The organism is Duganella fentianensis, from assembly GCF_964031615.1.
Classification (GTDB): domain Bacteria; phylum Pseudomonadota; class Gammaproteobacteria; order Burkholderiales; family Burkholderiaceae_D; genus Rugamonas; species Rugamonas fentianensis_A.
Window position 1 is genome coordinate 120725 of record NZ_CAXIQN010000009.1, and the last position, 24665, is coordinate 145389.

At 61.6% G+C, this 24665-nt stretch carries 22 protein-coding genes; 11 read left to right on the forward strand and 11 right to left on the reverse strand.

Annotation, left to right across the window (positions count from 1 at the left end; translation table 11 throughout):
• Positions 1-211 precede the first annotated feature (211 nt).
• Both edd and eda read left to right on the forward strand, forming a co-directional pair.
• Complete coding sequence (gene edd, locus ABNT42_RS06440) at positions 212-2134, forward strand: phosphogluconate dehydratase (protein WP_348695542.1); 1923 nt, start codon at positions 212-214, stop codon at positions 2132-2134.
• 2 nt (positions 2135-2136) lie between these two features.
• Positions 2137-2766, forward strand: a complete 630-nt coding sequence (gene eda, locus ABNT42_RS06445; protein ID WP_348695544.1) for a bifunctional 4-hydroxy-2-oxoglutarate aldolase/2-dehydro-3-deoxy-phosphogluconate aldolase — start codon at positions 2137-2139, stop codon at positions 2764-2766.
• A gap of 191 nt (positions 2767-2957) precedes the next feature.
• On the opposite strand, the gene ABNT42_RS06450 is transcribed toward eda, so the two are convergent.
• Entirely contained in the window at positions 2958-3473 is a 516-nt protein-coding gene (locus ABNT42_RS06450) for a hypothetical protein (RefSeq protein ID WP_348695547.1), read from the reverse strand.
• Between the two features lie 82 nt (positions 3474-3555).
• Complete coding sequence (locus ABNT42_RS06455) at positions 3556-4452, reverse strand: LysR family transcriptional regulator (RefSeq protein ID WP_348695550.1); 897 nt, start codon at positions 4450-4452, stop codon at positions 3556-3558.
• A 90-nt stretch (positions 4453-4542) separates the two neighbouring features.
• On the opposite strand from ABNT42_RS06455, the gene ABNT42_RS06460 reads away from it, so the two are divergent.
• A complete protein-coding gene (locus tag ABNT42_RS06460; protein WP_348695553.1) occupies positions 4543-5319 on the forward strand; it encodes an NAD(P)H-dependent oxidoreductase in 777 nt (258 codons plus the stop codon).
• Position 5320: 1 nt separating this feature from the next.
• Here ABNT42_RS06460 and ABNT42_RS06465 read toward each other — a convergent pair whose 3' ends face one another.
• From ABNT42_RS06465 to ABNT42_RS06480, 4 genes are read right to left on the reverse strand one after another with little or no spacing between them, the layout of a single operon-like run.
• Positions 5321-6754 carry a cytochrome P450 gene (locus ABNT42_RS06465; RefSeq protein WP_348695556.1) on the reverse strand — a complete coding sequence of 478 codons (1434 nt, stop codon included), beginning with the start codon at positions 6752-6754 and terminating at the stop codon, positions 5321-5323.
• An 8-nt stretch (positions 6755-6762) separates the two neighbouring features.
• On the reverse strand, positions 6763-7728 hold the full coding sequence (locus tag ABNT42_RS06470; protein WP_348695560.1) for a diguanylate cyclase: 966 nt from the start codon (positions 7726-7728) through the stop codon (positions 6763-6765).
• A 10-nt stretch (positions 7729-7738) separates the two neighbouring features.
• Positions 7739-8365, reverse strand: a complete 627-nt coding sequence (locus ABNT42_RS06475; protein WP_348695563.1) for a chemotaxis protein CheC — start codon at positions 8363-8365, stop codon at positions 7739-7741.
• A gap of 2 nt (positions 8366-8367) precedes the next feature.
• Positions 8368-8739, reverse strand: a complete 372-nt coding sequence (locus ABNT42_RS06480) for a response regulator (protein WP_348695565.1) — start codon at positions 8737-8739, stop codon at positions 8368-8370.
• 213 nt (positions 8740-8952) lie between these two features.
• Between ABNT42_RS06480 and rpiA the strand changes: the two genes are divergently transcribed.
• Positions 8953-9630, forward strand: coding sequence for a ribose-5-phosphate isomerase RpiA (rpiA, locus tag ABNT42_RS06485; RefSeq protein WP_348695568.1), 678 nt, complete (start codon positions 8953-8955; stop codon positions 9628-9630).
• Positions 9631-9714: 84 nt separating this feature from the next.
• Here rpiA and ABNT42_RS06490 read toward each other — a convergent pair whose 3' ends face one another.
• Both ABNT42_RS06490 and argA read right to left on the reverse strand, forming a co-directional pair.
• Positions 9715-9987 carry an oxidative damage protection protein gene (locus ABNT42_RS06490; protein ID WP_155433315.1) on the reverse strand — a complete coding sequence of 91 codons (273 nt, stop codon included), beginning with the start codon at positions 9985-9987 and terminating at the stop codon, positions 9715-9717.
• A 34-nt stretch (positions 9988-10021) separates the two neighbouring features.
• A complete protein-coding gene (argA, locus tag ABNT42_RS06495) occupies positions 10022-11332 on the reverse strand; it encodes an amino-acid N-acetyltransferase (RefSeq protein WP_348695570.1) in 1311 nt (436 codons plus the stop codon).
• 55 nt (positions 11333-11387) lie between these two features.
• On the opposite strand from argA, the gene hrpA reads away from it, so the two are divergent.
• Positions 11388-15539 carry an ATP-dependent RNA helicase HrpA gene (hrpA, locus tag ABNT42_RS06500; protein WP_348695573.1) on the forward strand — a complete coding sequence of 1384 codons (4152 nt, stop codon included), beginning with the start codon at positions 11388-11390 and terminating at the stop codon, positions 15537-15539.
• A gap of 74 nt (positions 15540-15613) precedes the next feature.
• Here hrpA and ABNT42_RS06505 read toward each other — a convergent pair whose 3' ends face one another.
• Entirely contained in the window at positions 15614-16858 is a 1245-nt protein-coding gene (locus tag ABNT42_RS06505; protein ID WP_348695576.1) for a putative Na+/H+ antiporter, read from the reverse strand.
• A gap of 148 nt (positions 16859-17006) precedes the next feature.
• Here ABNT42_RS06505 and ABNT42_RS06510 point away from each other — a divergent pair, with 148 nt between their 5' ends.
• From ABNT42_RS06510 to ABNT42_RS06525, 4 genes are all read left to right on the forward strand, one after another.
• Positions 17007-17279, forward strand: coding sequence for a type II toxin-antitoxin system Phd/YefM family antitoxin (locus ABNT42_RS06510; RefSeq protein ID WP_348695579.1), 273 nt, complete (start codon positions 17007-17009; stop codon positions 17277-17279).
• On the forward strand, positions 17276-17605 hold the full coding sequence (locus ABNT42_RS06515; protein ID WP_348695581.1) for a type II toxin-antitoxin system RelE/ParE family toxin: 330 nt from the start codon (positions 17276-17278) through the stop codon (positions 17603-17605). The genes ABNT42_RS06510 and ABNT42_RS06515 overlap by 4 nt, the downstream gene beginning before the upstream one ends.
• A gap of 105 nt (positions 17606-17710) precedes the next feature.
• Entirely contained in the window at positions 17711-18421 is a 711-nt protein-coding gene (gene imuA / locus ABNT42_RS06520; protein ID WP_348695584.1) for a translesion DNA synthesis-associated protein ImuA, read from the forward strand.
• Positions 18351-19829: a DNA polymerase Y family protein gene (locus tag ABNT42_RS06525; RefSeq protein ID WP_348695587.1), complete on the forward strand. Its 1479-nt coding sequence runs from the start codon at positions 18351-18353 to the stop codon at positions 19827-19829. Before imuA ends, ABNT42_RS06525 begins: the two co-directional genes overlap by 71 nt.
• Positions 19830-19872: 43 nt before the next feature.
• Here the strand turns inward: ABNT42_RS06525 and ABNT42_RS06530 are convergent, their stop codons facing one another.
• Both ABNT42_RS06530 and ABNT42_RS06535 read right to left on the reverse strand, forming a co-directional pair.
• Complete coding sequence (locus tag ABNT42_RS06530; protein WP_348695590.1) at positions 19873-20217, reverse strand: hypothetical protein; 345 nt, start codon at positions 20215-20217, stop codon at positions 19873-19875.
• A 75-nt stretch (positions 20218-20292) separates the two neighbouring features.
• A complete protein-coding gene (locus ABNT42_RS06535; RefSeq protein WP_348695593.1) occupies positions 20293-22173 on the reverse strand; it encodes a peptidase M61 in 1881 nt (626 codons plus the stop codon).
• A gap of 243 nt (positions 22174-22416) precedes the next feature.
• On the opposite strand from ABNT42_RS06535, the gene ABNT42_RS06540 reads away from it, so the two are divergent.
• Together ABNT42_RS06540 and ABNT42_RS06545 are read left to right on the forward strand one after the other, a co-directional pair.
• On the forward strand, positions 22417-22875 hold the full coding sequence (locus tag ABNT42_RS06540; protein WP_348695596.1) for an Hsp20 family protein: 459 nt from the start codon (positions 22417-22419) through the stop codon (positions 22873-22875).
• Between the two features lie 244 nt (positions 22876-23119).
• Positions 23120-24616 carry a DegQ family serine endoprotease gene (locus ABNT42_RS06545; RefSeq protein WP_348695599.1) on the forward strand — a complete coding sequence of 499 codons (1497 nt, stop codon included), beginning with the start codon at positions 23120-23122 and terminating at the stop codon, positions 24614-24616.
• Positions 24617-24665 lie beyond the last annotated feature (49 nt).

The window sequence follows — 24665 nt, forward strand, 5'->3', positions numbered from 1 at the left end:
CATACAGGAAAAACAGGTAAATTCACTACGTTTACGTAAAATCCTTGTGTTTTTCCTATCGAGAAAGGGGTGGTTTAGTGCCGTCATGTCGCCTATCGGCGCTGTTTGCGTCGTTTTTAGGCGCGAATCAGCCGTTTAAAGGTAAATAAAAGGCTAGCCAGCGCTGAAATTTGTAGTAAAATTTCACGGAATTCATTCATAAGGAACGATCATGGCGTTGCATCCAGTCCTAGAAAGCGTCACCGCGCGCATCATCGAGCGCAGCAAACCTTCGCGTGGCGCGTATCTGGCCCACCTCGAAGCGGCTCGTATCAAAGGTGTACAGCGCGGCGCGCTGTCGTGTACCAATCTGGCGCACGGTTTTGCGGCATTCCCTGCCAACGACAAACTGGTACTGAAGGAAGTGAAGAAGCCTTCCGTCGCCATCATCTCCTCCTATAACGATATGCTGTCGGCCCACCAGCCGTTCGAAGGCTATCCGCAACTGATCAAGGAAGCTGTGCGCGAAGTGGGCGCGGTAGCCCAGTTTGCCGGTGGTGCTCCGGCCATGTGCGACGGCGTAACGCAGGGGCAGCCCGGCATGGAACTGTCGCTGTTCTCGCGCGATGCGATTGCCATGGCGGCTGCCGTGGCGCTGTCGCACAATATGTTCGATTCGGCCGTGTATCTGGGCGTGTGCGACAAGATCGTACCGGGCCTGCTGATCGGCGCGCTGCACTTCGGTCACCTGCCAGCCGTGTTTGTGCCGGCCGGCCCGATGACCACCGGCCTGTCGAATTCGGAAAAAGCCAAGATCCGCCAACTGTACGCGCAAGGTAAAGTCGGTCGCGAAGAACTGCTGGAAGGCGAAGCCAAGTCCTATCACGGCGCCGGCACCTGCACCTTCTACGGTACCGCCAACAGCAACCAGATGCTGATGGAAGTCATGGGTCTGCACCTGCCGGGTGCGGCCTTCATCAGCCCGAACACCCCGCTGCGCGACGAACTGACCAAGGCCGCGGCACGCCGCGCTGCCGTGATCACGGCGCAATCGAACGAATATCTGCCGGTTGGCCATGTGGTGGATGAGAAGTCCATCGTCAACGCCATCGTGGCGCTGCTGACCACGGGCGGCTCCACTAACCACACGCTGCACCTTGTGGCGATCGCCAAGGCGGCCGGTATCGTGATCGACTGGAACGACTTCGACGAACTGTCGCGCGTGGTGCCGCTGCTGACCCGCATCTACCCGAACGGCGACGCCGACGTGAACCACTTCCATGCAGCCGGTGGCACGGGCTTCGTGATTCGCGAACTGCTCGATGCCGGTCTGCTGCACGACGATGTGACCACCATTCTGGGCAAGGGCCTGCGCGCTCACGCGGCCGAGCCATTCCTCGGCGAGAACGGTCAGGGCGTGGTGTGGAAAGACGCTCCGCAGGAATCGGGCGACGAGAAAGTGCTGCGCAAAGCTGGCGCGCCATTCTCGGCCGACGGCGGCATGGTGCTGGTCAAGGGTAATCTGGGCCGCGCCGTGATGAAAGTCTCGGCTGTGAAGCCCGAGCACCGCACGGTCGAAGCGCCGGCACTGGTATTCAATTCGCAGGAAGCCTTCATGGCCGACTACAAGGCCGGCAAGCTCGATCGCGACTTCGTCGCCGTGATCCGCTTCCAGGGCCCGCGCGCCAACGGCATGCCGGAACTGCACGCACTGACGCCGGCACTGGCTAACCTGCAGGATGCGGGCCGCCATGTGGCACTGGTGACGGATGGCCGTATGTCGGGTGCCTCGGGCAAAGTGCCTGCCGCGATCCACGTATCGCCGGAAATTCTGGCCGGTGGCCCGCTCGGTCTGGTGCGTGATGGCGACATCATCCGCCTGTGCGCCAATACCGGCACGCTGGAAGCGCTGGTCGATAGCGCCACCTGGCACGCCCGTTCCATGGCCAGCGCCGACCTGTCGCCGAATCAGGTGGGCATGGGCCGCGAACTGTTCGCCATGTTCCGTAACAGCGTATGCGAAGCCGAGAAAGGTGCCACCACCTTCCCGCTGCCGTCGCCGATTCCTACCACGGTAGGCCTGCACGACCAAGATCCGGTAGGTAATACCGTACCGGGTTCCGACGAAGATTTCTCGATGAAGAAAGAAGCCTAATCATGACCATGACTCTGCTCGACATTATGCGCACTTCCGCCGTGATCCCCGTGATCGCGATCGATGAACCTGAACACGCCGTGCCGCTGGCACGTGCGCTGGTCGCTGGCGGTATCCGTGTGCTGGAAGTCACGCTGCGCACCAAGCATGGTCTGGGCGCCATCAAGGCCATGTCGGAAGTGGAAGGCGCCATCGTCGGCGTGGGCACGCTGACCCAGCCGGACGAATTTGCTGCTGCGCGCGATGCGGGTGCCGTGTTCGGCGTATCGCCGGGCCTGACCCCTGCGCTGATCGCTGCGGCCAAGAGCAGCGGCCTGCCGCTGCTGCCGGGCGTGATGACGCCATCGGAAATCATGGCAGCGCGCGAGCAGGGCTTCCGCCAGCTGAAACTGTTCCCGGCCGTCCCAGCCGGCGGCGTAGGCATGCTGAACGCCATTGGTGGTCCGCTGCCAGACGTAACCTTCTGCCCGACCGGCGGCATCTCGCAGGACACGGCTTCGCAATTCCTCGCGCTGAAAAACGTCGCCTGCGTAGGCGGTTCGTGGCTCACGCCGAAAGACGCCATCGCCGCTGGCGACTGGCAGCGCATCACCGATCTGGCCAAAGCTGCCAGCGGCCTGCGCTCGATCTAAGCACCGACTCCCTTGGACGTGGTGTGACCGCTGCGGCGGCACACCACGTTTTTTTATTCTGGGGTCAGGTCGGGCAAGATGCAGGTGTCAGGTCGGGCAACGGGGCAAATTGCGAAACAGCATCAGCTACGCTCGAGCCTGCACATTCGCCCGACCTGACACCTGCACTTTGCCCGACCTGACCCCGCGGTTTAGGACTGCTGGGGTAGGCAGTGCAGGCCCGCTTCGGTGGCCAGTTTGAGGACGGGCGCGGCGAGTGCTGCGTCGCGGTAGTACAGGATGTTGGTATCGTCCCAGCCGGCCGCATAGATGCAGCCCAGTTCCGGCATGATGATGAACTGGGTAGGCACGCCGTAATCGCTATAGCGGCACTGGCGCAGATAGCCGGCCTTATCGTTGTAGCGCTTGATCTCCAGTTTGGCCTTGGCCGGCCAGCGGCCACGGTAGCGTACCGTGTAGATCGGGGTGAGGTCGTACAGTGCGCCCCAGTGCTGGTCGAACAGGCGGTTGCGGCGTTCGCGCTCGGCGCCTTCGTAGCAGTCCAGCAGGTGCCATTCGCTCTCGTCTTCCAGCCAGTGGTCAAAGACGGAGATAGCCATGCCTTGCAGGCCGCCGTCACCGGCCAGTTCGCGGATCTGCTGCAGTTGCGGAAACTGGCGCTGGATTTCTTCAGTCACGCTGGCTTCAGCGCGGGACAACATTTTCATAACTTTCCTTCTGTATAGCGGTGCTTGCTGCGCAGCAGTATAACGCCTTAGCGCCAAATGCAAGCGGCCATTTGCCATCGATCTAGCGAATGGCGCTCATTATCTGTTCGCGCAGCCACTGGTGGGCGGCGTCGCGATGTACCCGTTCGTGCCAAAGCATGGCCATGCGGAAGCCCGGTACTTCTACCGGCGGCGCGACGCTGCGCAGGGCGGGATTGCCTCGTACTAGCCGTTCCGGCAGCATGGCCACCAGATCGGTTTGTGCCAGTGCTGCCATGACAAACAGGAAGTGCGGTACCGAGAGTGCCACGTGGCGCGTCAGGCCGGCTGCGGCGAGGGCCTGATCGGTCACGCCGTAGAAGCCGCCGCCATTGGGCGAGACGATGACATGATCCAGCGCACAGAACTGGCTCAGACTAGGGCGCCGCTTCAGGCGCGGGTGATCGTGCCGTCCGGCCAGCACGTAGCGCTCTTCGAATAGCAGGCGGTGGCGCATGCCGGCCGGCGCTTCTGTCTCGGTGTGGAATGCCAGATCGATGTCACCCTGTTCGGCCTGACGGCTGATGCGCGACGGCGCCAGTTCCACGATGGCGATACGGCTAGCCGGTGCGGCGGCGCGAATGGCGGCCAGCGCCGGCAGCACGATGGTGGATTCGCCATAGTCGGTAGCGGCAAGGCGCCAGATATTGCTGGCAGCTGCAGGATCGAAAGCGACGCCCGGTGCTACCGCATGTTCGAGTGCTGCCAGCGCCTGCCGCAACGGCTCGCGTAGCGCTTCGGCGCGGGCGGTTGGCTGCATGCCGCGCGGTCCGGGTAGCAGCAGCGGGTCGCCGAAGATTTCGCGCAGGCGCGCCAGATGGACGCTGACCGATGGCTGGGAGAAGTGCAGGCGTTTTGCCGCGCGCGTGACATTGTGCTCGGCCAGCAGAATGTCCAGCGTCACCAGCAGGTTGAGGTCGATGCTGCGCAAATTAATCATGGCTATACCTGTAATACTGGGAATTCATTTCTAATATACCTCATGGCGCCCTAAGCTGTAGCCTTACTATCAACCAGCCGGAGCCAGACCATGAATTTACTGATTGTTTATGCCCATCCAGAAGCCCAGTCGCTGAATGGCGCTTTGAAGGATTTCACTGTGAGCCACCTGCAGGCGGCCGGCCATCAGGTGCAGGTGTCTGACCTGTATGCCATGCAGTGGAAGGCGCAGTTCGATGCTGACGATATCGTCGGCGGCCCGCAGGGGCAGCGCTTCGACGCCTCGCGTGATTCCCAGTATGCCTATGCCAACGGCTTGCAGAGTGCCGATATCGCTGCAGAGCAGGACAAGCTACGCTGGGCCGATACCGTGATCTTCCAGTTTCCGCTGTGGTGGTTCTCCATGCCGGCCATCATGAAGGGCTGGTTTGACCGCGTGTATGCCTACGGTTTCGGTTATGGCGTGGGCGAACACTCGGATACGCGCTGGGGCGACCGCTATGGCGAAGGCACGCTGGCGGGCAAGCGCGCCATGCTGGTGGTGACCACGGGTGGCTGGGAGTCGCACTACAGCGCACGCGGCATCAATGGGCCGATCGACGATATTCTGTTCCCCATCCAGCATGGCATGCTGTTCTATCCGGGTTTTGCCGTGCTGCCGCCGCTGGTGATCTACCGCACCAGCCGCATGGATGCCCAGCGCTACGCCAGTGTGCAGCAGGAGCTGGCAGAGCGGCTGGATGGGCTGGCAACGGCAGCGCCCATACCTTACCGCGCGCAGAACCGTGGCGACTATCTGATTCCCGCACTAACACTGAAGGACGAGGTGGCCGCAGGGCAGAGCGGCTTCGCCGCCCACCTTGGCTAGCCTAGTGGCTGCGCGCGGCGAGGCGCATGCGCAGGCCGATGGGCGACATGGTGAAGGCCATGCGCTCCTCTGGTTCGGCGCCGCTTTCCGTGCCCAGCATGGTGATATCGAAGCTACTCAGCAGCATGGCGCTGGCCAGTTTGATTTCGAGCAGAGCCAGATAGCGTCCGGGACAGGTGCGCAGGCCCGCCCCGAAGGGCATGGACAGCTGTTTGTTCATGGCGCCGCTGCCTTGCTGCAGCCAGCGCTCGGGATCGAATGCAGCCGCATGCGGCACATGCTGTTCGCTCACGCTGTCGTGCCGCATCACGCACCAGATCAGGCCACCCTTGGGGATCTGCACGTCGCCGATCACGCTGTCGCGCAGCGCTTCGAGCGGAATGAAGGGCGCCACCGGCTTGAGGCGCATGGCTTCCTGCGCGCAGGCGTCGAGGTAGTCCAGACTATCCATCTGCTCGATGCTGAAGGCGGCCGGATCGGGTGCCACGCGCAGCACTTCGGCACGCGCCCGTTCCAGCGCCGCCGGATGCTGCTGTAGCAGGTACAGCATCCACGCCAGCGTATTGCTGGTGGTGTCCTCGCCGGCCAGCAGCATGGTGGTGACATTACCTGCCACGGCGATATCATCGACTCCGCTGCCGCCCTGATCGGCCGCACAGATCATGGCTTCCAGCAGATTGGCGGGATGTTCGCGCCGCTGCGGTTCATCCTGCAGGCGCTGGCGTGCGCTGGCGATCAGCGCGTCGACGGCGCTGCTCAGGTGCTGCACGCTGCGTTCCAGATGCCTGTCGCGCGGCAGCTTTACATAGCGCCAGTAGGGGAACAGCGCCACCGAGCGGCGTGCCACTTCGGGCAGGATCACGTCCATGTGGCGCTGAATCACATCTTCGCCGCCATCGATGGTGTTGACGTCGGTGCCGAAGGCCAGACCGGCAATGATATCGACGCTGTAGCGCTTGAGGTCTTCGCACAGGTCGATCTCGCTGTGCTGCTGGGCGGCCTGCTGCCAGCGCTGCTGCAGGCGCAGCCCCACTTTGACGAGCGAGGGGAAATACGCCTTGATGGCGTGCGGTGCCAGTGCGGCCATTACCATGCGGCGCTGGTCGCGCCACACGCTGCCTTCAGCCATGAACACGCCGGGGCGGCCGCCCATTTCGTCCGACACCTGCGCGGTAATCGACGGGCGGCGGAATCCATCGGGACGGTCGCGCAGCGCCGCGTTGACCAGTTCGTGACCGGACAGGACGACGATGGGCGTAGCACCGAACTGGATGCGGAAGATGGGGCCATAGTGCTGGCTCCAGCGTTCAATGTGCTGGTGGATGCGTTCAGGCCGGATCTGGCCCAGATTACCGGCCAGTGGCCATGGGCGCGGGCCGGCCAGATCTGCGATGCTGCGTAAAGCGGGAGGATTGCCGAGAGCCTGTTCGATCATCTACTGTCCTAAGTGCTGCAGCTGACGCTGCGGTTACGCCCCTGATGCTTGGCCTGATACAGTGCGCGGTCGGCCGCACCGATCAGCATTTCGATATCGTGCTGGGTATCCACGTCCAGCGTGGCAATGCCGATGCTGACAGTGACGTGCTGGGAATTGCTATGCCGTCCGTGCGGAATCTCCAGCGCCTGCACGGCGGCACGGATGGCTTCGGCCACGCGCTGCGCCTGCGGCAGATCGGTATCGGGCAGGATGATGCCGAATTCCTCGCCACCGTAGCGCGCCATCAGGTCGCATGGGCGCTTGAGGATGGCCGACATGGCAGCCGTTACGCGGATCAGGCACTGATCGCCTTTCTGGTGGCCGTAGTGATCGTTGTAGGGCTTGAAGTGGTCGATGTCTATCATCAGCAGCGAGAGCGGCTGGCCGCTGCGGCGCGCGCGCCGGTGTTCGCGGTCGATCGCCACATCGAAGTGACGCCGGTTGGCGATGCCCGTCAGGCCGTCGGCAAAGGTTTGCGAACGCAGCACGAGCGCCTGTTCGCGCAGCAGTTTTTCGCGCCCGACGGCGATGCTGACATCGCTGATCTGGATCAGGCAATGGCGTTCGGCACCGGCCACGGCGATGGGGCTGACTTCGATGGCCTGCTGAATGCGCTCCTGCCGTTCGCGCGCCATGGCATCGGCATACAGCGCGAATGGCGCCTTGTTGAGCGTCTGCGACAGCAGCGAAGGGAAGTTGTTGTTCAGCGCCTGCGTGATGGACATCTCCACCCGGCCACCCTGCAGTTCGGGGCAGACGTCAAGGAAAGGCTGGCCTAGTACCTGTTCCGTCGCGATGCCGGAATACTGCTGCATCCAGCTATTCCACAGCACGATATGGCGTGCCGGATCAAGCACGATGGCACCCATGCTGATGGACGACAGCACGCTTTGCAGCAGTCGCAGACGATGTTCGGGCGGCGAGTTCGGCATGATGCGTCCCTCACTCCTGTCCCATCGCACGGGCGATGTAGCGGTTGATCTGATCCTTCAGATCGTGCAGTGCCGTGACATCCAGCACGAAGGCAACATAGCCCTGTATCTGATGGCGCTCCAGTACGAAGTCGATATGCAGCATCAACACCACGGTATCGGACTGGCTACCCGAAGCGATCATGATTTCATCGCTGGTGCCGACGTGATAGCGCGGCAGCGAACCATGCAGTTCGTGGTGGAAGATATTCGCCAGTGTGCCCACGCAGGAATTCAGGATGATGTTGCCGATCTCGCACATGGCCTCCTGTTCCATCTCGGTGAGTTCCTTGAGCGGTACGGCTTCGCCCACCATCAGCCGGACGATTTCGAGGCTTTTATCTTCGGGGAACATCAGGATGGCCTGCGTATCGAAGGCGCCGACGAAATGCTGGCTTACGCCGCAGATGCGCTCCACTTCCGGATCGCGGTTGTCCAGCAGGCGCGCCGCTTCGCTACGTTCCAAAAAGCTGATCGACGGCACCGACATGGCCACCGGCTCATTGACGATGGCGCTCATGGAAGCCGCCGCCTGACCCACGCCGATATTGAAGATCTCGATCAGCGCATCATTTTCCAGTTCGGACAGGGCAAACATGGTCAGGCCGCCGTCAGTGTGGCCAGCAGCGTGGCGATGCGCGCTTCCGTGATGGGCTTTTCGACAAAACCCAGCCCCAGCGCCGTGGCGCGCTCGCGCGTGGCCGTCTGCACATTGGCTGTCAGCAGCGAAATCGGTACGCGCGGCCATTCGTGGCGCAACTGCTCGGCGGCCGCCATGCCGCCCATGCCGGGCATATTCACATCCATCAGGATCAGATCGGGTGCCGCGCTGCGGGCTTTGAGCAGGGCTTCTTCGCCGCTGCCGGCTTCCTCGATCGTCCAGTCGGCATGCAGCATGCCGATGTAGTTGCGCGCCATCATGCGCGAAACCCGGCTGTCATCGACGATCAATATGGTCTTGGGAGACGTCATTGCGCTATCCTCGGCGGGCGAGTGGATAAGCGTTGATTCTCGCATATTCACGTGCATGAATGGCAAGCTTGTGACGGCCGGTGCGGCAGGCGCGCCACGTTACTTTTGCGCAATATGCAATTGGTTTCTCATTGGTAATTCGGGCGCACCTAGCCTGATCCGTTAAAATAGCGCCCATCCCCTTTTTTACCCATCTCTTCGAATAGATAGATCATGACTCAGGACGAACTGAAACAAGCCGTAGCCCGTGCCGCCATTGCCTACGTGGTAGACAACGAAATCATCGGCGTGGGCACCGGCTCCACCGCCAACTTCTTCATCGACGAACTGGCGCTGATCAAGCACCGCATCAAGGGTGCAGTAGCCTCGTCGGAAGCCACCGCTGCCCGTCTGCGCGGCCATGGCATCGAAGTGTTCGACCTGAACGAAGTACCTTCGATCGCTGTGTACATCGACGGTGCCGATGAAATCAATGCCGCTGGCGCCATGATCAAAGGTGGTGGTGCTGCGCTGACGCGTGAGAAGATCGTCGCTTCCGTGTCCGGCCAGTTCGTCTGCATCGCCGACGGCTCCAAACTGGTGGACGTACTGGGCAAGTTCCCGCTGCCGGTGGAAGTGCTGCCGATGGCACGCAATGCCGTGGCGCGCGAACTGGCCAAACTGGGCGGCACGCCCAAGCTGCGCCTGAAAGCCGGTACGGACGAAGCGTTCGTGACCGATAACGGCGGCAACATTCTGGATGTGGCCGGTCTGGCCATCACCGATCCGGTGGCACTGGAAGCGCAGATCAACCAGATCGTCGGCGTGATCGCCGTCGGCCTGTTCGCTGCCCGTGGCGCCAATGTCTGCCTGCTGGGCATGGCCGAAGGTGTGAAAACCCTGAAGTTCTAAAACAGGGCTGGAAATGACTGCGGGCGGCCTAGGCCGCCCGCAGGATGGCGTCCGCTGCAAGGGCGGACGCGACTTTTGCTTAAATTAAGCGCTAGGCGGCACGTAGCCGGCTGCTGCATCGGCGCCATCGCCGAAGAAGTGCTTTTCCATCTGCTGCGCCAGATATTTACGGGCGCGCTGGTCGGCCAGATTCAGACGGTTTTCGTTGACCAGCATGGTCTGGTGCTTGAGCCATGCAGCCCACGCTTCTTTCGACACCGATTCGTAAATCTTTTTGCCGAGTTCGCCCGGATATGGCGGGAAGTCCATGCCTTCGGCTTCCTTGTTAAGTTTGATACATTGCACGGTGCGGGCCATTTGCGACACTCCTAAAGCTGAACGTAAAACGCCATTATAAGGTTTTAATCAGAACCTGGGATTTGCGCTGCCAGTTGTACATGCGCTGCCGGTCTTTAGGCAGGGCATCCACGGTGGCGGGCACAAAGCCGCGTTTCTGGAACCAGTGGGCGGTGCGGGTGGTGAGCACGAACAGTTTGGTGATGCCGATGGCACGGGCGCGGTTCTCCATGTGCTTGAGTATGCGCTCGCCGTCGCCCTGCGCCTGTACTTCCGGATTGACGGTGAGGCAGGCCATTTCCGCCATTTTCTGTTCGGGGAAGGGATACAGCGCTGCGCAGCCGAAGATCACGCCGTCGTGGTCGATCACGGAGAAGTAGTCGATTTCCCGTTCTATCAGTTCGCGCCCACGTTTGACCAGCGTGCCGTCCGCTTCCAGTGGTTCGATCAGTTTGATGATGCCGCCCACGTCTTCGATGGTGGCCTGACGCAGCGATTCCAGATTGTCATGCGAAATCATGGTGCCCACGCCATCGTGGGTGAACAGTTCCAGCAGGGCCGAGCCATCCATCTCGAACGGCACGATGTGGGAACGCTCGACGCCGTTGTTGCAGGCCTTGACGCAGTGCTTGAGGTAGAACGCCGTCGAATCGGGCAGGAAACCGGCCATCAGCACGGCCTCGGCCTGATGCGAGGACAGTTCGCGGATTTCCGTGCCGCCCGCATCCGTCATCATCGGGGTTTCGGTAATGAAGATCAGCTTATCGGCGTGCAGAGCAATCGCCGCACTGCAGGCCACGTCTTCCATGGTCAGGTTGAAGGCTTCACCGGTAGGCGAGAAGCCCAGCGGCGACAGCAGTACCAGACCGTCCGAACCGAGGATGGAGTGGATGGTTTCAGCATCGACTTTACGGGTGACGCCCGTCAGCTCGAAATCGACGCCATCGATCACGCCCAGTGGACGGGCCGTGATGAAGTTGCCAGAAATGATACGGATCGCCGCATGCGACATGGGCGTATTCGGCAAGCCCTGGCTGAACGCCGCTTCGATATCGAGGCGCAGTTCGCCGGCGGCTTCCTTGGCGCATTCGAGCGCGGCCGGGTCGGTGATGCGCACGCCGTTGTGGAAGCGGCCTTCCACCTGACGCAGGGCCAGCTGTTCGGCTACCTGCGGGCGCGAGCCATAAACCACGGTGACGTTGATGTCGAGCGCGTGCAGCAGCGACAGGTCATGGGCCAGCACTTGCAGTGCACCAGCGCTGACCAGTTCACCGGGGAAGGCGACCACGAAGGTCTTGCCACGGAAGGCGTGGATGTAAGGCGCGACGGAGCGCAGCCAGTGGACGAATTGGGTAGGGTTTTCCATTAGGCGCATTATAATTCGGTGCGCGACTTCCGCGCCAAAACCTTTGTAAAAAACAATGTCAGACGTCCGTAATCAGCCTAAAAACCCGCAGAATCGCCCCGCAGAACGCTCCCCGCAAGGTCGCAAGCCGGATCAGCCACCCCGCCAGAGGCCTGCGCAGCGTCCCAAGCTGACGCCGGAGGAGCAGGCCGCGCGCGAAGCGGAGCGGCTGTTCCGCAACCCGCTGCCGGAGATTAGCTACCCCGAGGATCTGCCCGTTTCGGGCCGGCGTCACGAGATTGCCGAGGCTTTGCAAGGCCATCAGGTGATCATCGTCAGCGGCGAAACGGGTTCCGGCAAGACTACCCAGCTGCCGAAAATCTGTCTGGAGCTGGGGCGCGGCCAGAAGGGCCTGATTGGTCATACCCAGCCACGCCGTATCGCCGCTTCGTCGACGGCCAAGCGAATTGCGCAGGAACTCGGTGCGCCGCTGGGCGTGCACGTGGGCTTCAAGGTGCGTTTTGCCGATACGCTGACGCGCGGCGCGTCCGTCAAACTGATGACGGACGGGATACTGCTGGCCGAAACCCAGACCGACCCGCTGCTGAAGAACTACGACACCATCATCATCGACGAGGCGCACGAGCGCAGCCTGAACATCGACTTCCTGCTCGGCTATCTGAAGCAGCTGCTGCCGCGCCGTCCTGACTTGAAGGTGATTATTACGTCGGCGACGATAGATGCCGACCGCTTTGCGCGCCATTTCGGCACGCCGGAAAAACCGGCGCCCGTGATCGAAGTGTCGGGCCGCCTGTACAAGGTGGAAGTACGCTATCGCCCGATTGATAGCGACGTGCCGAATCCGGCCGTAGCCAATGCCGAAGGCAAGGGCCAGCGCACGGCAGCCGCGCGCGAGAAGCGCGACCTGATCGATGCCGTAGTCGATGGCGTGGATGAAGTGGCGCGTATCGGTAGTGGCGATGTGCTGGTGTTCCTGCCGGGTGAGCGGGAAATCCGCGATGTAGCCGAAGCGCTGCGCAAGCACCATCCGCCCCATGTGGAGATATTGCCGCTGTTTGCGCGTCTGTCAGCGGAAGAGCAGGAGCGTGTATTCAGAACCACCAATGCCCGCCGCATCGTGCTGGCCACCAACGTGGCCGAGACTTCGCTGACGGTGCCCGGTATCCGCTACGTGGTGGATGCAGGTCTGGCGCGCGTTAAGCGTTACAGCTACCGCAACAAGGTCGAGCAATTGCAGATCGAGCCGATTGCCCAGTCGGCGGCCAATCAGCGTGCTGGCCGTTGCGGCCGGGTGGCCGATGGCGTGTGTATCCGTCTGTACGACGAGCAGGAATTCCTGCAGCGGCCCAAGTTCACCGAGCCGGAAATTCTGCGCTCCTCGCTGGCTTCCGTGATTCTGCGCATGAAGACGCTGCATCTGGCCGATGTGGAGACTTTCCCCTTCATCGAGCCGCCGCTGGCGCGCGCGATTGCCGACGGCTATCAGCTGCTGCAGGAGCTTGGTGCGGTAGACGAATACAACCAGATTACGCCACTGGGCAAAAAGCTGGCCAAGCTGCCGCTCGATCCGCGCGTGGGCCGCATGATACTGGCGGCGCAGGATAACGTCTGTCTCGATGAAATGCTGATCATCGCCTCGGCGCTGTCCGTGCAGGACCCGCGTGACCGTCCCATGGAGCACCAGCAGGCAGCCGACGAGGCGCACAAGAAGTTCGCCGACGAGAAATCGGAATTCCTCAGCTACCTGAAAATCTGGAAGTGGTTCGAGAACGCCATCGAACACAAGAAGACCAACCGCCAGTTGATGGACAACTGCCGCACGAACTTCCTGTCGCAACTGCGTCTGCGCGAGTGGCGCGATGTGCATTCCCAGTTGCTGACCATCGTCAAAGAGCAGGGCTGGCGTCTCAATGAAGCACCGGCTACTTACGAGAACCTGCATCTGGCGCTGCTGACTGGCCTGCTGGGCAATATCGGCTTCAAGAGCGACGATGAACCAGGTGCTGGCTACCTCGGTGCGCGCGGCATCAAGTTTAATATCTGGCCCGGTTCCTCGCTGCTGAAGAAGCCCGGCAAGTGGGTGATGGCGGCGGAGCTGGTGGATACTACCCGTCTGTATGCGCGCTGCGTGGCGCAGATCCAGCCTGAGTGGCTGGAAAAAGTGGGTGGCCATCTGCTGAAAAAATCGTGGGGCGAGCCGCGCTGGGAAAAGCGCGCCGCACAGGTCACCGCTTCCGAGCGGGCTACCCTGTACGGGCTGGTGGTGTACAGTCAGCGCCGCATCAATTACGGCCAGTTCAACCCGAGCGAAGCGCGCGAAATCTTTATTCGCGATGCGCTGGTGGGCGGCGACTACGATACCCGTGCGCCGTTCTTCGCGCACAACCACAAGCTGGTCAAGGAAATCGAGAACCTTGAACACAAGTCGCGCCGTCTGGACGTGCTGGTGGACGATGAACTGATTGCGGCCTTCTACGACAAGCTGCTGCCGGCCGACATCGTCAACGGCGCCGGTTTCGAAAAGTGGCACAAGCAGGCCACGCTGGATAATCCCAAGCTGCTGTACCTGATCCGCGATGAACTGATGCGCCACGAGGCAGCCGGTGTGACCACCGACCTGTTCCCGAAAACCATGGCGGTGACGGGGCTGGAACTGCAGCTAACCTATCACTTCGAACCGGGCAGCGTGCGCGATGGTGTGACCATGGCCGTGCCGCTGTATGCGCTGAACCAGTTGCCGCGCGAGCGCTGTGAATGGCTGGTGCCCGGTATGCTGAAGGAGAAAGTGCATCTGCTGCTGAAGTCTCTGCCGCAGAAGCTGCGCCGCCATTGCGTGCCGCTGCCTGACTACGCAGCGCGCTTCTGCGAGCGTGTGCAGGAGGCGGGCAGCTTTGGCCGTGGTGATCTGATCGACGCCATCATTGCCGATATCCGCGCCCAGATCACCATCTCGGTGCTGACCAGTGACTTCAAGCCGGAGACGCTGCCAGCGCACCACTTCATGAATTTCAAGGTGATCGACGAGCATGGCCGCCAGCTGGACATGGGGCGTAATCTGGCGACGCTGCAGGCCGAATTCGGCACGCAGGCGCGCGAGAGTTTCCAGAAAATGGCCGAAGCCAATGGCGGGCAGGGTGTCAGCATGCGTGCGCTCAGCACCAGCGGCGGTAAGGTGCCGGCGAAAACACCAGTGCAGTATGGCGCGGCTGCGGCTCAGCCAGCGGCAAAGGCCGGCGGTGCGGCGGGAGCTGCTGGTGCCAAAGCCGGTCAGGCGCAGCCGACGGCGGGTGCTGGCAATGCTGCTGGTAATTCGGCTAGCAGTGCAGCAAACGGCGGTAGTACCGCTAACGGCATCACGCTCAATGGCCTGACTAGCTGGACTTTTGGCGAGCTGCCGGAACTGCTGGAAATCGTGCAGGGCAAGCTGACGCTGATCGGCTTCCCTGCGCTGGTGGACAAAGGGACGCACTGCGATCTGGAAGTGTTCGATGATCCGACCGTGGCAGCGCGTACTCACCGTGCCGGTCTGCGTCGTCTGTTCGCGTTGCAGATGAAGGATCAGATTAAATTCATCGAGAAGAGCATCCCGAATCTGCAGCAGATGGGCATGCAGTTCATGAGCATGGGCACGCAGGAGGAACTGCGCGAACAGATCATCCAGAAGGCGCTCGACATCGCTTGCTTGCAGGACCCGCTGCCACTCGATGCCGCCAGCTTTGCCAAGCGCAAGGACGAGGGCAAGTCGCGGCTGGTGCTGCTGGTGAACGAGATTGCGCGTCTGCTGTCGCAGGTGCTGACCGAGTTCCACGGCATGCCCAAGCGTCTGCAAGGCTTGCCCGCTGCGGTGGCTAGCGATATGCAGGCGCAGTTGCAGGGACTGGTGAACAAGCGCTTCCTGATGGATAACGAGTACAGCCAGTTGGCCCACTTCCCGCGCTATCTGAAGGCGATGAATGTGCGCATCGAAAAGCTGCGCGGCGATCCATCGCGTGATGCCAAGCAGATGGCGGAATGGCAGCAGGCGGCGCAGCTTTACCAGCGCGCTGCGCGCGATAAATCGGCCGGGCGGAATACCGATCCGAAGATGGTGGAATTCCGCTGGATGCTGGAAGAACTGCGCGTCTCGTTGTTTGCGCAGGAGCTGCGTACGCCGATGCCGGTGTCAGTCAAGCGCCTGCAAAAAGTCTGGGAGTCGATGCAGCGCTGATGGTGCTGCAGGACTAAGCGGAAAGGGCGCGACTGCAGCGAAGCAGCCGCGCCCTTTTTTTGTGGATGATGGGCTTAGAGCAGGAAGGCCAGCACTGCCACCGCCGTCGGTGCCAGTGCGCCCAGCAGCAGGCCTATGGCGCCGATGGAGGCATCGCGGAAGCCATGGCGCAGCAATGCGGCACCGGCCGGATTGGGCGCGTTGGCGATCACCGTCAGGCCGCCACCGGCCACAGCGCCTGCCACCAGCATGTATTGCGATTGCGGGCTGATGCCCTGTATCAGTGAACCGAGATAGGTCAGGGCAGCGTTATCGGTGATGGCTGTCAGCCCCAGCGCGCTGAAGAACAGCGCGGTGGGCGCCAGACTTTCCACGATGGGCTGTAACCACCATTGCTGCATCCCGCCCAGTACCACCAGCCCCGCGAGGAAGAAGCCCACTAGCAAGCCTTCCTTGATGATCAGCGGTTGCTGATAGCGCTGGTAGGCGATAGTGAAACCGAGGAACAGCATGAACAGGCCGAGGAACAGCACAGGGTGATGGCTGAACACCACCACCAGCGCCAGAAACGCCAGATGCACAGCACTCACCAGCAGCGGCACGGGCGCGCTTTCGCTATCGCTATTGGTATGCGGACGCAGGTGGCGCGCCAGTACGGCGGTAATCACCGTGGCGTTGAACAGCACGGCCAGCGCGGCGCGCCAGCCGAAGTGCTGCAGCATGAAGGCGCTGTCCCAGTGCCACGTGCTGGCCACCATCAGCACAGGCGGCGCGGCGTAGGAAGTCAGCGTGCCGCCTATCGAAACGTTCACGAATAGCACGCCTAGGGCGCCATATTTCACCCACTCGGGCATATCATCGCGGAATACCAGCGGTGCCAGCATCAGCGCAGCCAGTGTCATGGCGGCCGGTTCGGTGATCAGCGAGCCGCTGAGCGGCACCAGCGCGAGGCCGAACCAGACCAGCGCCAGCTCGGTGCGTAGCGGCAGCAGGCGCGCCAGCCCTCCGAGCAGACTTTGCACCACGGCCAGCACGGGGCGCGAAGCAGCTACTACCATCACGGTGAACACGAACAGCGGTTCGGTGTATTGACGCGACTCAGCGTAGGCGATGGCACTCTCGCCGCCACCAACGATGGCCATGCTGATGATCAGCACAATAGCCCAGAAGCCGAACACCACTTCCACTTCGCCGAGCAGATGGAACAGACCCGCATGGCGCGGGTGGCGGTGCGCCAGTTGTTCGATGGATTTAGCAGCAAAAGTATGCAGCAGTGCCAGACCAAACAGGATGGCGCCCAGCAGTTGTACGGTGTGCAAAGTTGATCCTTGTCCAATGATTTAAATGGCTAGATAGGCATGTTACAGCAAGCCGCGTACGCTACAGGAGTGTGCCGGAGCGGATGGTGTATCCTAGTCCGAATTAGGACTGAAATTAGTCCTGTTTTCTCTGTTGTCGAGGCTAAACATGAAATTTTCCACACAGGTAAAACCTATCAGCTATCTCAAAAGCCATACGGCCGAGATTGTGAAGGACCTCACGGAGCATCGTCAGCCTTTACTGATTACCCAGAACGGTGAAGCCAAACTGGTAGTCATGGACGTTAAGAGCTATGAAGAGCAGGAGGAGACCTTGGCTTTACTTAAACTGCTCGCGATGGGGAATCATGAAATCGAGCAGGGCAAGTTCCGTGATGCTGAAGAGGTGTTTGCCGACCTTGATAAGGCCGATGAGGTATGACGCATCGCGTCGTTCTCCTTGCTTCTGCTGAGCAGGATCTGAAAGACCTGAAAGCCTATTTACTCAAGAATTTTTCCTCCGAGACATGGGTTAGCACTTACACCCTGATCAAACACACCATCCGCCAGTTGCAGCACTTTCCTGAGGCTGGGACCATTCCTGATGAACTCGAAAAGCTGAATCTTGTGCAATACCGGCAGGTGCTGTCGGGGATGAATCGCATCATTTACGAAGTCCGGCAGGGAGTGGTTTACGTTCATATCATTGCCGATGTGCGGCGTGACAGGAAGACGCTACTGACGCGCCGACTATTGCGCGTCACCTAGCGATCCCGCTAGCGCAGGCCGGCTAAGCCAGATAGCCATTGACTAAGCTCAGCGGAAAATGTACTGTATGCATATACAGTATTTTGCCTGATTACTCCCATCCCCATGAGCCGCGCCGCATCCCTTGTTTCGCCGGAAACAGTCCACCCCTCGCTCTGGCTGGCGTCGCAACTGGCGCGCAGCAGCGGGCGCTGCATCGACACGGGCTTTGCCGCTCTGTCCAGCCAGCTGCCCGGGGGCGGCTGGCCGCAGGGCGTGCTGATCGACCTGTTGCTGCAGCAGCACGGCATGGGCGAGTTGCGCCTGTTGCGGCCTGCTTTGCAGGCGCTCGGGCGGCGCCCCATCGTGCTGCTGCAGCCACCCCATGCGCCGCAGGCGCTGGCGCTGGCAGCGCTGGGGCTGGAACCGTCGCAACTGGTGTGGATACGCAGCGGGGCGCGTAGCGCCGATGCACTGTGGGCGGCCGAGCAGGTGCTGCGCAGCGGCTGTTGCGGGGCGCTGCTGCTGTGGCAGAACCATGCACGCGCTGAAACCCTGCGCCGCTTGCATCTGGCGGCGCAGACGGGTGATACGCTGTTCTGTCTGCTCAGGCCGCTGGCAGCAGCGCAGGATGCTTCACCCGCGCCGCTGCGGCTGGCACTGCATACGGCACCGGGCGGCATCGAGATCGGTTTCGTCAAGCGACGCGGGCCGCAACGTGATACCCCGCTGTTTTTACCTTTGACACCTACTCTGTTTCAACGCCATGCGTCTCTGGATCGCTCTACACCTGCCGCGCTTGCCACTCGAAGTCTTCTGTCCGCGCTGGTCAGCTGACCTGTGCACGGTGGTGCTGGAGCAGGAGCGCGTGGTGGCCATGTCGGCACTGGCGCGGCAGGCCGGTGTGCAGGCGGGCATGCGGCGCGGCGGCGCGTTGATGCTGCTGCCCCATGCCCAGTTCCAGCAGCGCGCGCCGCAGCTGGAACTGGATGCACAGCAGGCGGTGGCGCTGGCGCTGCTGCAATTTACCCCGCAACTGGCGCTGGTGGAGGAGGCGACGCTGCTGCTCGATGTGGGCGCTAGCCTGCGTCTGTTTGGCGGACCGTTGGCGCTGTGCCGGCGCGTGCGCAGCAGCTTGCGTGCACTGGGTTTTAGCGCCACTCTGGGCTGCGCGCCGACGGCGCGCGGGGCGTGGCTGCTGGCGCGCAGCGGTGGCGGGCGGGCACTGAAAATGGCCAGTTTGCTGCGCCGGATCGATGGCCTGCATGTGAGCGTGCTGCCGCCCGCGCGGCCCTATCTGGCATGGCTGGAAGGCATAGGCTGTCTGACACTGGGGCAGTTGCGCCAGTTGCCGCGCCCCGGTCTGCAGCGCCGCTGCGGCCGCGCTTTGCTCGATATGCTGGACGATGCCGCCGGCATGCGCCCCGAGCTGTACCAGTGGCTGCAGCCACCGGCCAGCTTCCGTGCCCGCATCGAACTGTTCGATCGGGTGGAGCAGACTTCGGCCCTGATATTCGGCGTGCAGCGTCTGTTGCAGCAACTGACAGGCTGGCTGACGGCGCACCAGTTTGCTGTCGAGCGGGTGCGTCTGCTGCTCGAACATGAGCGGGGCCGGCAGGCGGGGCCGCCTACGGTGATCGAGGTGGTGCTGGCCGAGCCGACGTGGCGCGATGCCCATCTGCTGCGCTTACTAAAAGAGCGGCTAGGGCGGCAGAAGCTCGATGCGCCTGTGATCGGTCTGTGTCTGGAAGCGCCGCAGGTGCAGCCGATGGCGCCGCCCAGCGAATCGCTATTTCCCGAACCGGGCGGCAGCAAGGAGGACTGGCAGCGCCTGCTAGAAGTATTGACGGCGCGGCTGGGGGCGGAGAATGTGCTGCAGGCGGCGCCACTGGCCGATTACCGCCCCGAGCATGCCAACCAGTGGGTCAGCGTGCAGCAGAAAATCCGTGCGCCGGATGCGCGTGCCCAGCTACCGCCCGACGTGCCGGCCTTGCCCCGTCCAGCATGGCTGCTGGCCCAGCCGATCGCCCTGCTGATGCGCGAGCACCGGCCTTACTATGGCTCGCCGCTGAAAATCATTTCAGCGGGCGAACGCATCGAAGCAGGGTGGTGGCAGTCTTTGCAGACGCGCGATTATTTTATGGCGGAAGGGGCGGATCACGCCCATTACTGGCTATACCGCGAACGGCCTAGCGGTGGTGATCCGGCGCAGGCGCGCTGGTATCTGCACGGCTTTTTCGCCTGAGTGCAGCCAGCGGTTAGTAGACGGTTAGTAGACGGTTAGTAGATTAATCGCCGTATTCTTCGGACAGGTCTTTCCAGCCTTTGCTGGCCGCGAAAGCGTTAAAGGCATCAGGCGCTTCCAGCACCAGCAGGCGGTTTTCCTGCAGTACGCTGTCGCCAGCCGTGACGCTGGGGCCGTTGTAGCCGAGCTTGCGCAATTGCGCCTGCACAGCGGCGATCAGGCCGGCGTCCTTGTGCAGACCGCTGATGGGGCCGGCAAAATCGACATACACGTCGATCGCGCCATAGCCTTCATCGAAAATGCGGATGGCTTTGACTTTGTGGGTACGGCCGCTGCCGTCGATGGCCTCGAAGGGGCCGCTGAGATGGATGTCGGTGTCTTGGTTCATGGCGCCAGCATACACCAGATTGACGCTGCGTTGCGCCACCGCCGCGCATATGGCGGCCGTGGCGCAGCGTCCCGCTTATTTCAGCGGCTGCAGAATGGCTTCCAGCCGGTCCGGCGTACCGCTGATGCGCTCCAGACGGGGATACTTGAGACCGTCGTGATAGTCGAAAGCATAGTTCTGGTACAGATTGCCTTTTTTGATCAGCAGATTGATCGGGTCTTTGCCGGTCTTGGCCGCCGTGATGGCAGCGCGCAGCACTTCCGGCTTGTAGGCGCGGCCATTCACGGCCACCAGCGTGCTACCGCCCGACAGGCCGGCCTTGAAGCCCAGACCTTCCCACTGGAAGGCTTCCAGCTTGCCTTCCGCGCCCACCGAGAAGCCCAGCGAATACTGGAAGTTGGCCGATTTGCTCTGTTCTTCCAGTGCTTTCAGGAAGTCGGTGGGTTTTTCCGTGTACACCAGTTTCCAGCCGGCGCGGGCCAGACCATCGAGCGGCGCGCGCGGGCCATGGCCGTCCAGACGGCTGCGCAGGAAAGTCGCCCAGTCATACGGCTGGACGGCGTTCAGTTCGCGCACCACGTCTTCGAAGGTGTAGTGCTTGGCCACGTTGACGCCATCATCGACACCGAAGAAGCGGCGCGCGAAATCGTTGAGCGAACGCTTGTCGCCCGACAGTTCGCGGATCAGGGTGTCGGCATCCAGCCAGATCAGCTGGCCTTCCGAGTAGTAGTCTTCGGCGCGCTGCCAGTTGTTCCAGCCCTGTGCACGGCGGCCATTGACGATAGGGTCATTGGTGGTGTCCTGCACGGCGCGCCATTCGCGGCCTTTGATGTTGTCGTAGCGGGCGGCGGTAGCAGCGATCAGGTCGCGCGTGTGTTCGGTTTTGATCAGGCCGGAACGGGCGGCCAGTACGGCGCCCCAGTACTGGGTCTGGCCTTCATACACCCACAGCAGGGAGTTCTGCAGCGGGGTGTTGAAGTTCGGCACATTCTGGTCGGCCGGACGGCGGAACTTGCCGTTCCACGAGTGGGCAAATTCGTGCGGCAGCAGTTCGCGCCGTGCCTCGTGCTTGGACCAGTCGGTGAAGTAGCCGAGCTTGACGCCGTTTTCGCTGGACTGGTGGTGTTCGCGGCCGATGCCGCCGAATTCGTCGCTGATAGCAAACAGGAAATCGTAGTGCTTGTAGTGCTGCGAGTTAAACAGTTTATACGCTTGCTGGATCAGCGCTCGGTGTGGCGCGATCTGTTCCGGCGTGGCTTCCAGCTGGTCGGCCGAATCGGCCACCACGTTCAGATGCACGGGGATGCGCGCGCCCGGATCAAGGTCGATGCGGCGGAAATAGCGTCCCGCAAACAGGGGCGAATCCATCATGGCTTCCAGATCGAGCGGCTTGAAGGCGATCTCGTCGCCGCTGCGCTGGGCGGTCTCCAGCGCCGTGCCGTACTGCCAGTCTTTCGGTACGGTCAGGTTGGCCTGCATGGTGATTTTGCGGCTGTCATAGCCAGCCGGATACAGCGTGACGGATTGCCATTGCACGCCGAGGATGTCATTGGTCATGGTGGTGCGCCCCTGTGCCGGTTCGGTCGGCGACAGGTACTGGAACTCCACGTCCACGCTGCTGGCGCCTTGCGGCACGTTGATATGGAAAGCGTACACGTTGACGGTGTCGCGCACCCAGTCGATCTGCTGGCCGTTGGCAAAAACTTTCAGACCAGCGAACTGGCTCAGCGTGCCGCTAGGGCCGTGATTGCCCACGACCCACTGGGGATACAGCAGCGTGAGTTTGCCGGGCTGGGCCGGAATGCTTTCGCGTACACGGAAAATCTGCTGGGCCGTATTGGTGGCGTCCACTTTCAGCACGATGGTGCCCGGATAGGGCTGGTCGGAAATACTGTCGGCGTGGGCAGGGTAGGCGCAGGCGAGCAGGGTAGCGAGGATGGCACGAGGCAGGAACATGGTCTCAGGTCAAAAAACGTAAAAACCGAGTGTAGCACGTAGGAAACAGATGAAATGTTGCAAAGCGTATCAGCCGAGGCGACGACTTTTTTCAAAAAAATTTTAAAAAAAGTGGCTGGCTGGGGATGGCGTGGACATTTTTCAAGGCCTTGAAAGCCGCTAAAACCATCCTATATCGGAGTCAGTGGTCGCCCAGATGGGGGCCACCAGACCATATCGCTTAACTTGAAAAGGATATCTATCATGCGTAACTTCGACCTGACCCCACTGTATCGTTCCGCTATCGGTTTTGACCGTCTGGCCCAAATGCTGAATGACGCGCAACGCGGCGATGCAGCCCCTAGCTATCCCCCTTACAACATCGAACTGGTGAGCGACGATCAGTACCGCATCGTGATGGCACTGGCCGGCTTCAACCGTTCGGAAATCGATATCACTTTCGAGCGTGATTCGCTGCAGGTGGTAGGCCGCAAAGAGAAAGACACGACTTCGCGCACCTATCTGCACCGTGGCATCGCGGCTCGTGATTTCGAGCAGCGCTTCCAGCTGGCCAACCACGTCAAGGTGACGGGCGCGACTTTCGATAACGGCATGCTGACCATCGAACTGGTACGCGAAATCCCGGAAGCTCTCAAACCACGCAAGATCGTCATCGACGGCGGTCCGAATGTGACGGCGCTGGAGCAGCGCGCAGCCGCTTAAAACCGGCTTAAAACTGGCTAAACTATTGTCTCGCAATAGTTTAGAATTTCCCGACTGGCCGGCTAGTTTCATCACTAGTGCGGCCAGTGCTGCGTTGGCCTGCGGGCGCGTGGCAAGTGCTACGCCCGCGCTGCGGCCGACCTGCAAAAAGTTAAGACGCATCTAAGTTTGCTGCCGCATATTGGCAGCGTTGACCAACCTTATTTGTAAGCTTAATCGCAACCTTCATTGCAGGAGTCTCACTATGTCTCAATCTACTCTCAAACGTGCAGCCCTGGCAGTGGCCGTCCTGGGTGTGATCGGCGTGGGTGGCGCTGTCGCAGTGCAGCAAGGAAATGCTGTAGCCGCCGCCCCAACTGCCGTTCAGGCCGCGCCAACGGGCGCGCCAGCTGCAGCGCCGGCGGCCGTGCCAGCACCGAATATCACCTTGCCGGACTTTAGTGTGATCGTCGATCACAATGGTCCAGCCGTGGTCAACATCAGCGTGACGGGCAGTACTCGCACTTCTTATAACGAACAGGCCGGCCGCGGTGATCCATTTGCCGATGATCCTTTCTTTGAATTCTTCCGCCGCTTCCAGATGCCGCAGCAGCGCGGTGGCCAGCGCGTGCCCACCCATGGCATGGGTTCGGGCTTCATCGTCAGTAACGACGGTATCATCCTGACCAATGCCCACGTGGTACGCGACGCCAGCGAAGTGACGGTGAAGCTGACCGACCGCCGCGAATTCCGCGCCAAGGTGCTGGGCTCCGATCCGAAGAGCGATGTGGCGGTGCTGAAGATCGATGCGAAAAATCTGCCCGTGGTACCGCTGGCCAAATCGAATGATCTGAAAGTGGGCCAGTGGGTACTGGCCATCGGCTCCCCATTCGGGCTGGAAAATACCGTGACGGCGGGCGTGGTCAGTGCCAAAGGCCGTTCGCTGCCGGACGGGAATGTGCCCTTCATCCAGACCGACGTGGCCGTGAACCCCGGTAACTCGGGCGGCCCGCTGTTCAATACCCGTGGCGAAGTGGTCGGCATCAATTCGCAGATCTACAGCCAGACAGGCGGCTATCAGGGGCTGTCGTTCGCCATTCCTATCGATGTGGCCAACAAGATCAAGGATCAGATTATCGCCACCGGCAAAGTCACCCACGCCAAGCTGGGTGTGACGGTGCAAGAAGTCAATCAGGGCTTTGCTGACTCCTTCAATCTGGCTACACCGGAAGGTGCGCTGATCTCGAGGGTGGACAAGGGCGGCCCTGCCGACAAGGCTGGCCTCAAGCCGGGCGATGTGATCCGCACGCTGAATGGCCAGAAAATCGTCAGCTCGGGCGATCTGCCGGTGATAGTCAGTCTGGCTACGCCGGGCGACAAAGTGACGCTGGAAGTCTGGCGTCAGGGTAAACTGGAGTCCATCAAGGCGACGCTGGGTAATGCCAACGATAAGGCGCAGGTGGCCGAGAACGAGCGTGACGAGCAGGCTAGCGGCAAGGTACGTCTGGGTCTGTCGCTGCGGCCACTGGAAAACATCGAGAAGCGCCAGACCGGCATCAGTTCCGGTCTGGTGATCGAAGATGCCCGCGGCGCTGCTGCCGCCGCCGGCGTGCAGCCCGGTGATGTGCTGCTGTCGGTGAACGGCCGCCCTGTGCAGAGCGTCGATCAGGTGCGCGAAGTGGTGGACAAGTCCGGCAAATCGGTAGCATTGCTGATCCAGCGGGGCGAGGATAGAATCTTCATTCCTGTGCGTCTGGGCTGATAGGCAGGGTTTCGCAGGCCGAACGCGGGCCGGCAGAACGCAACACAAA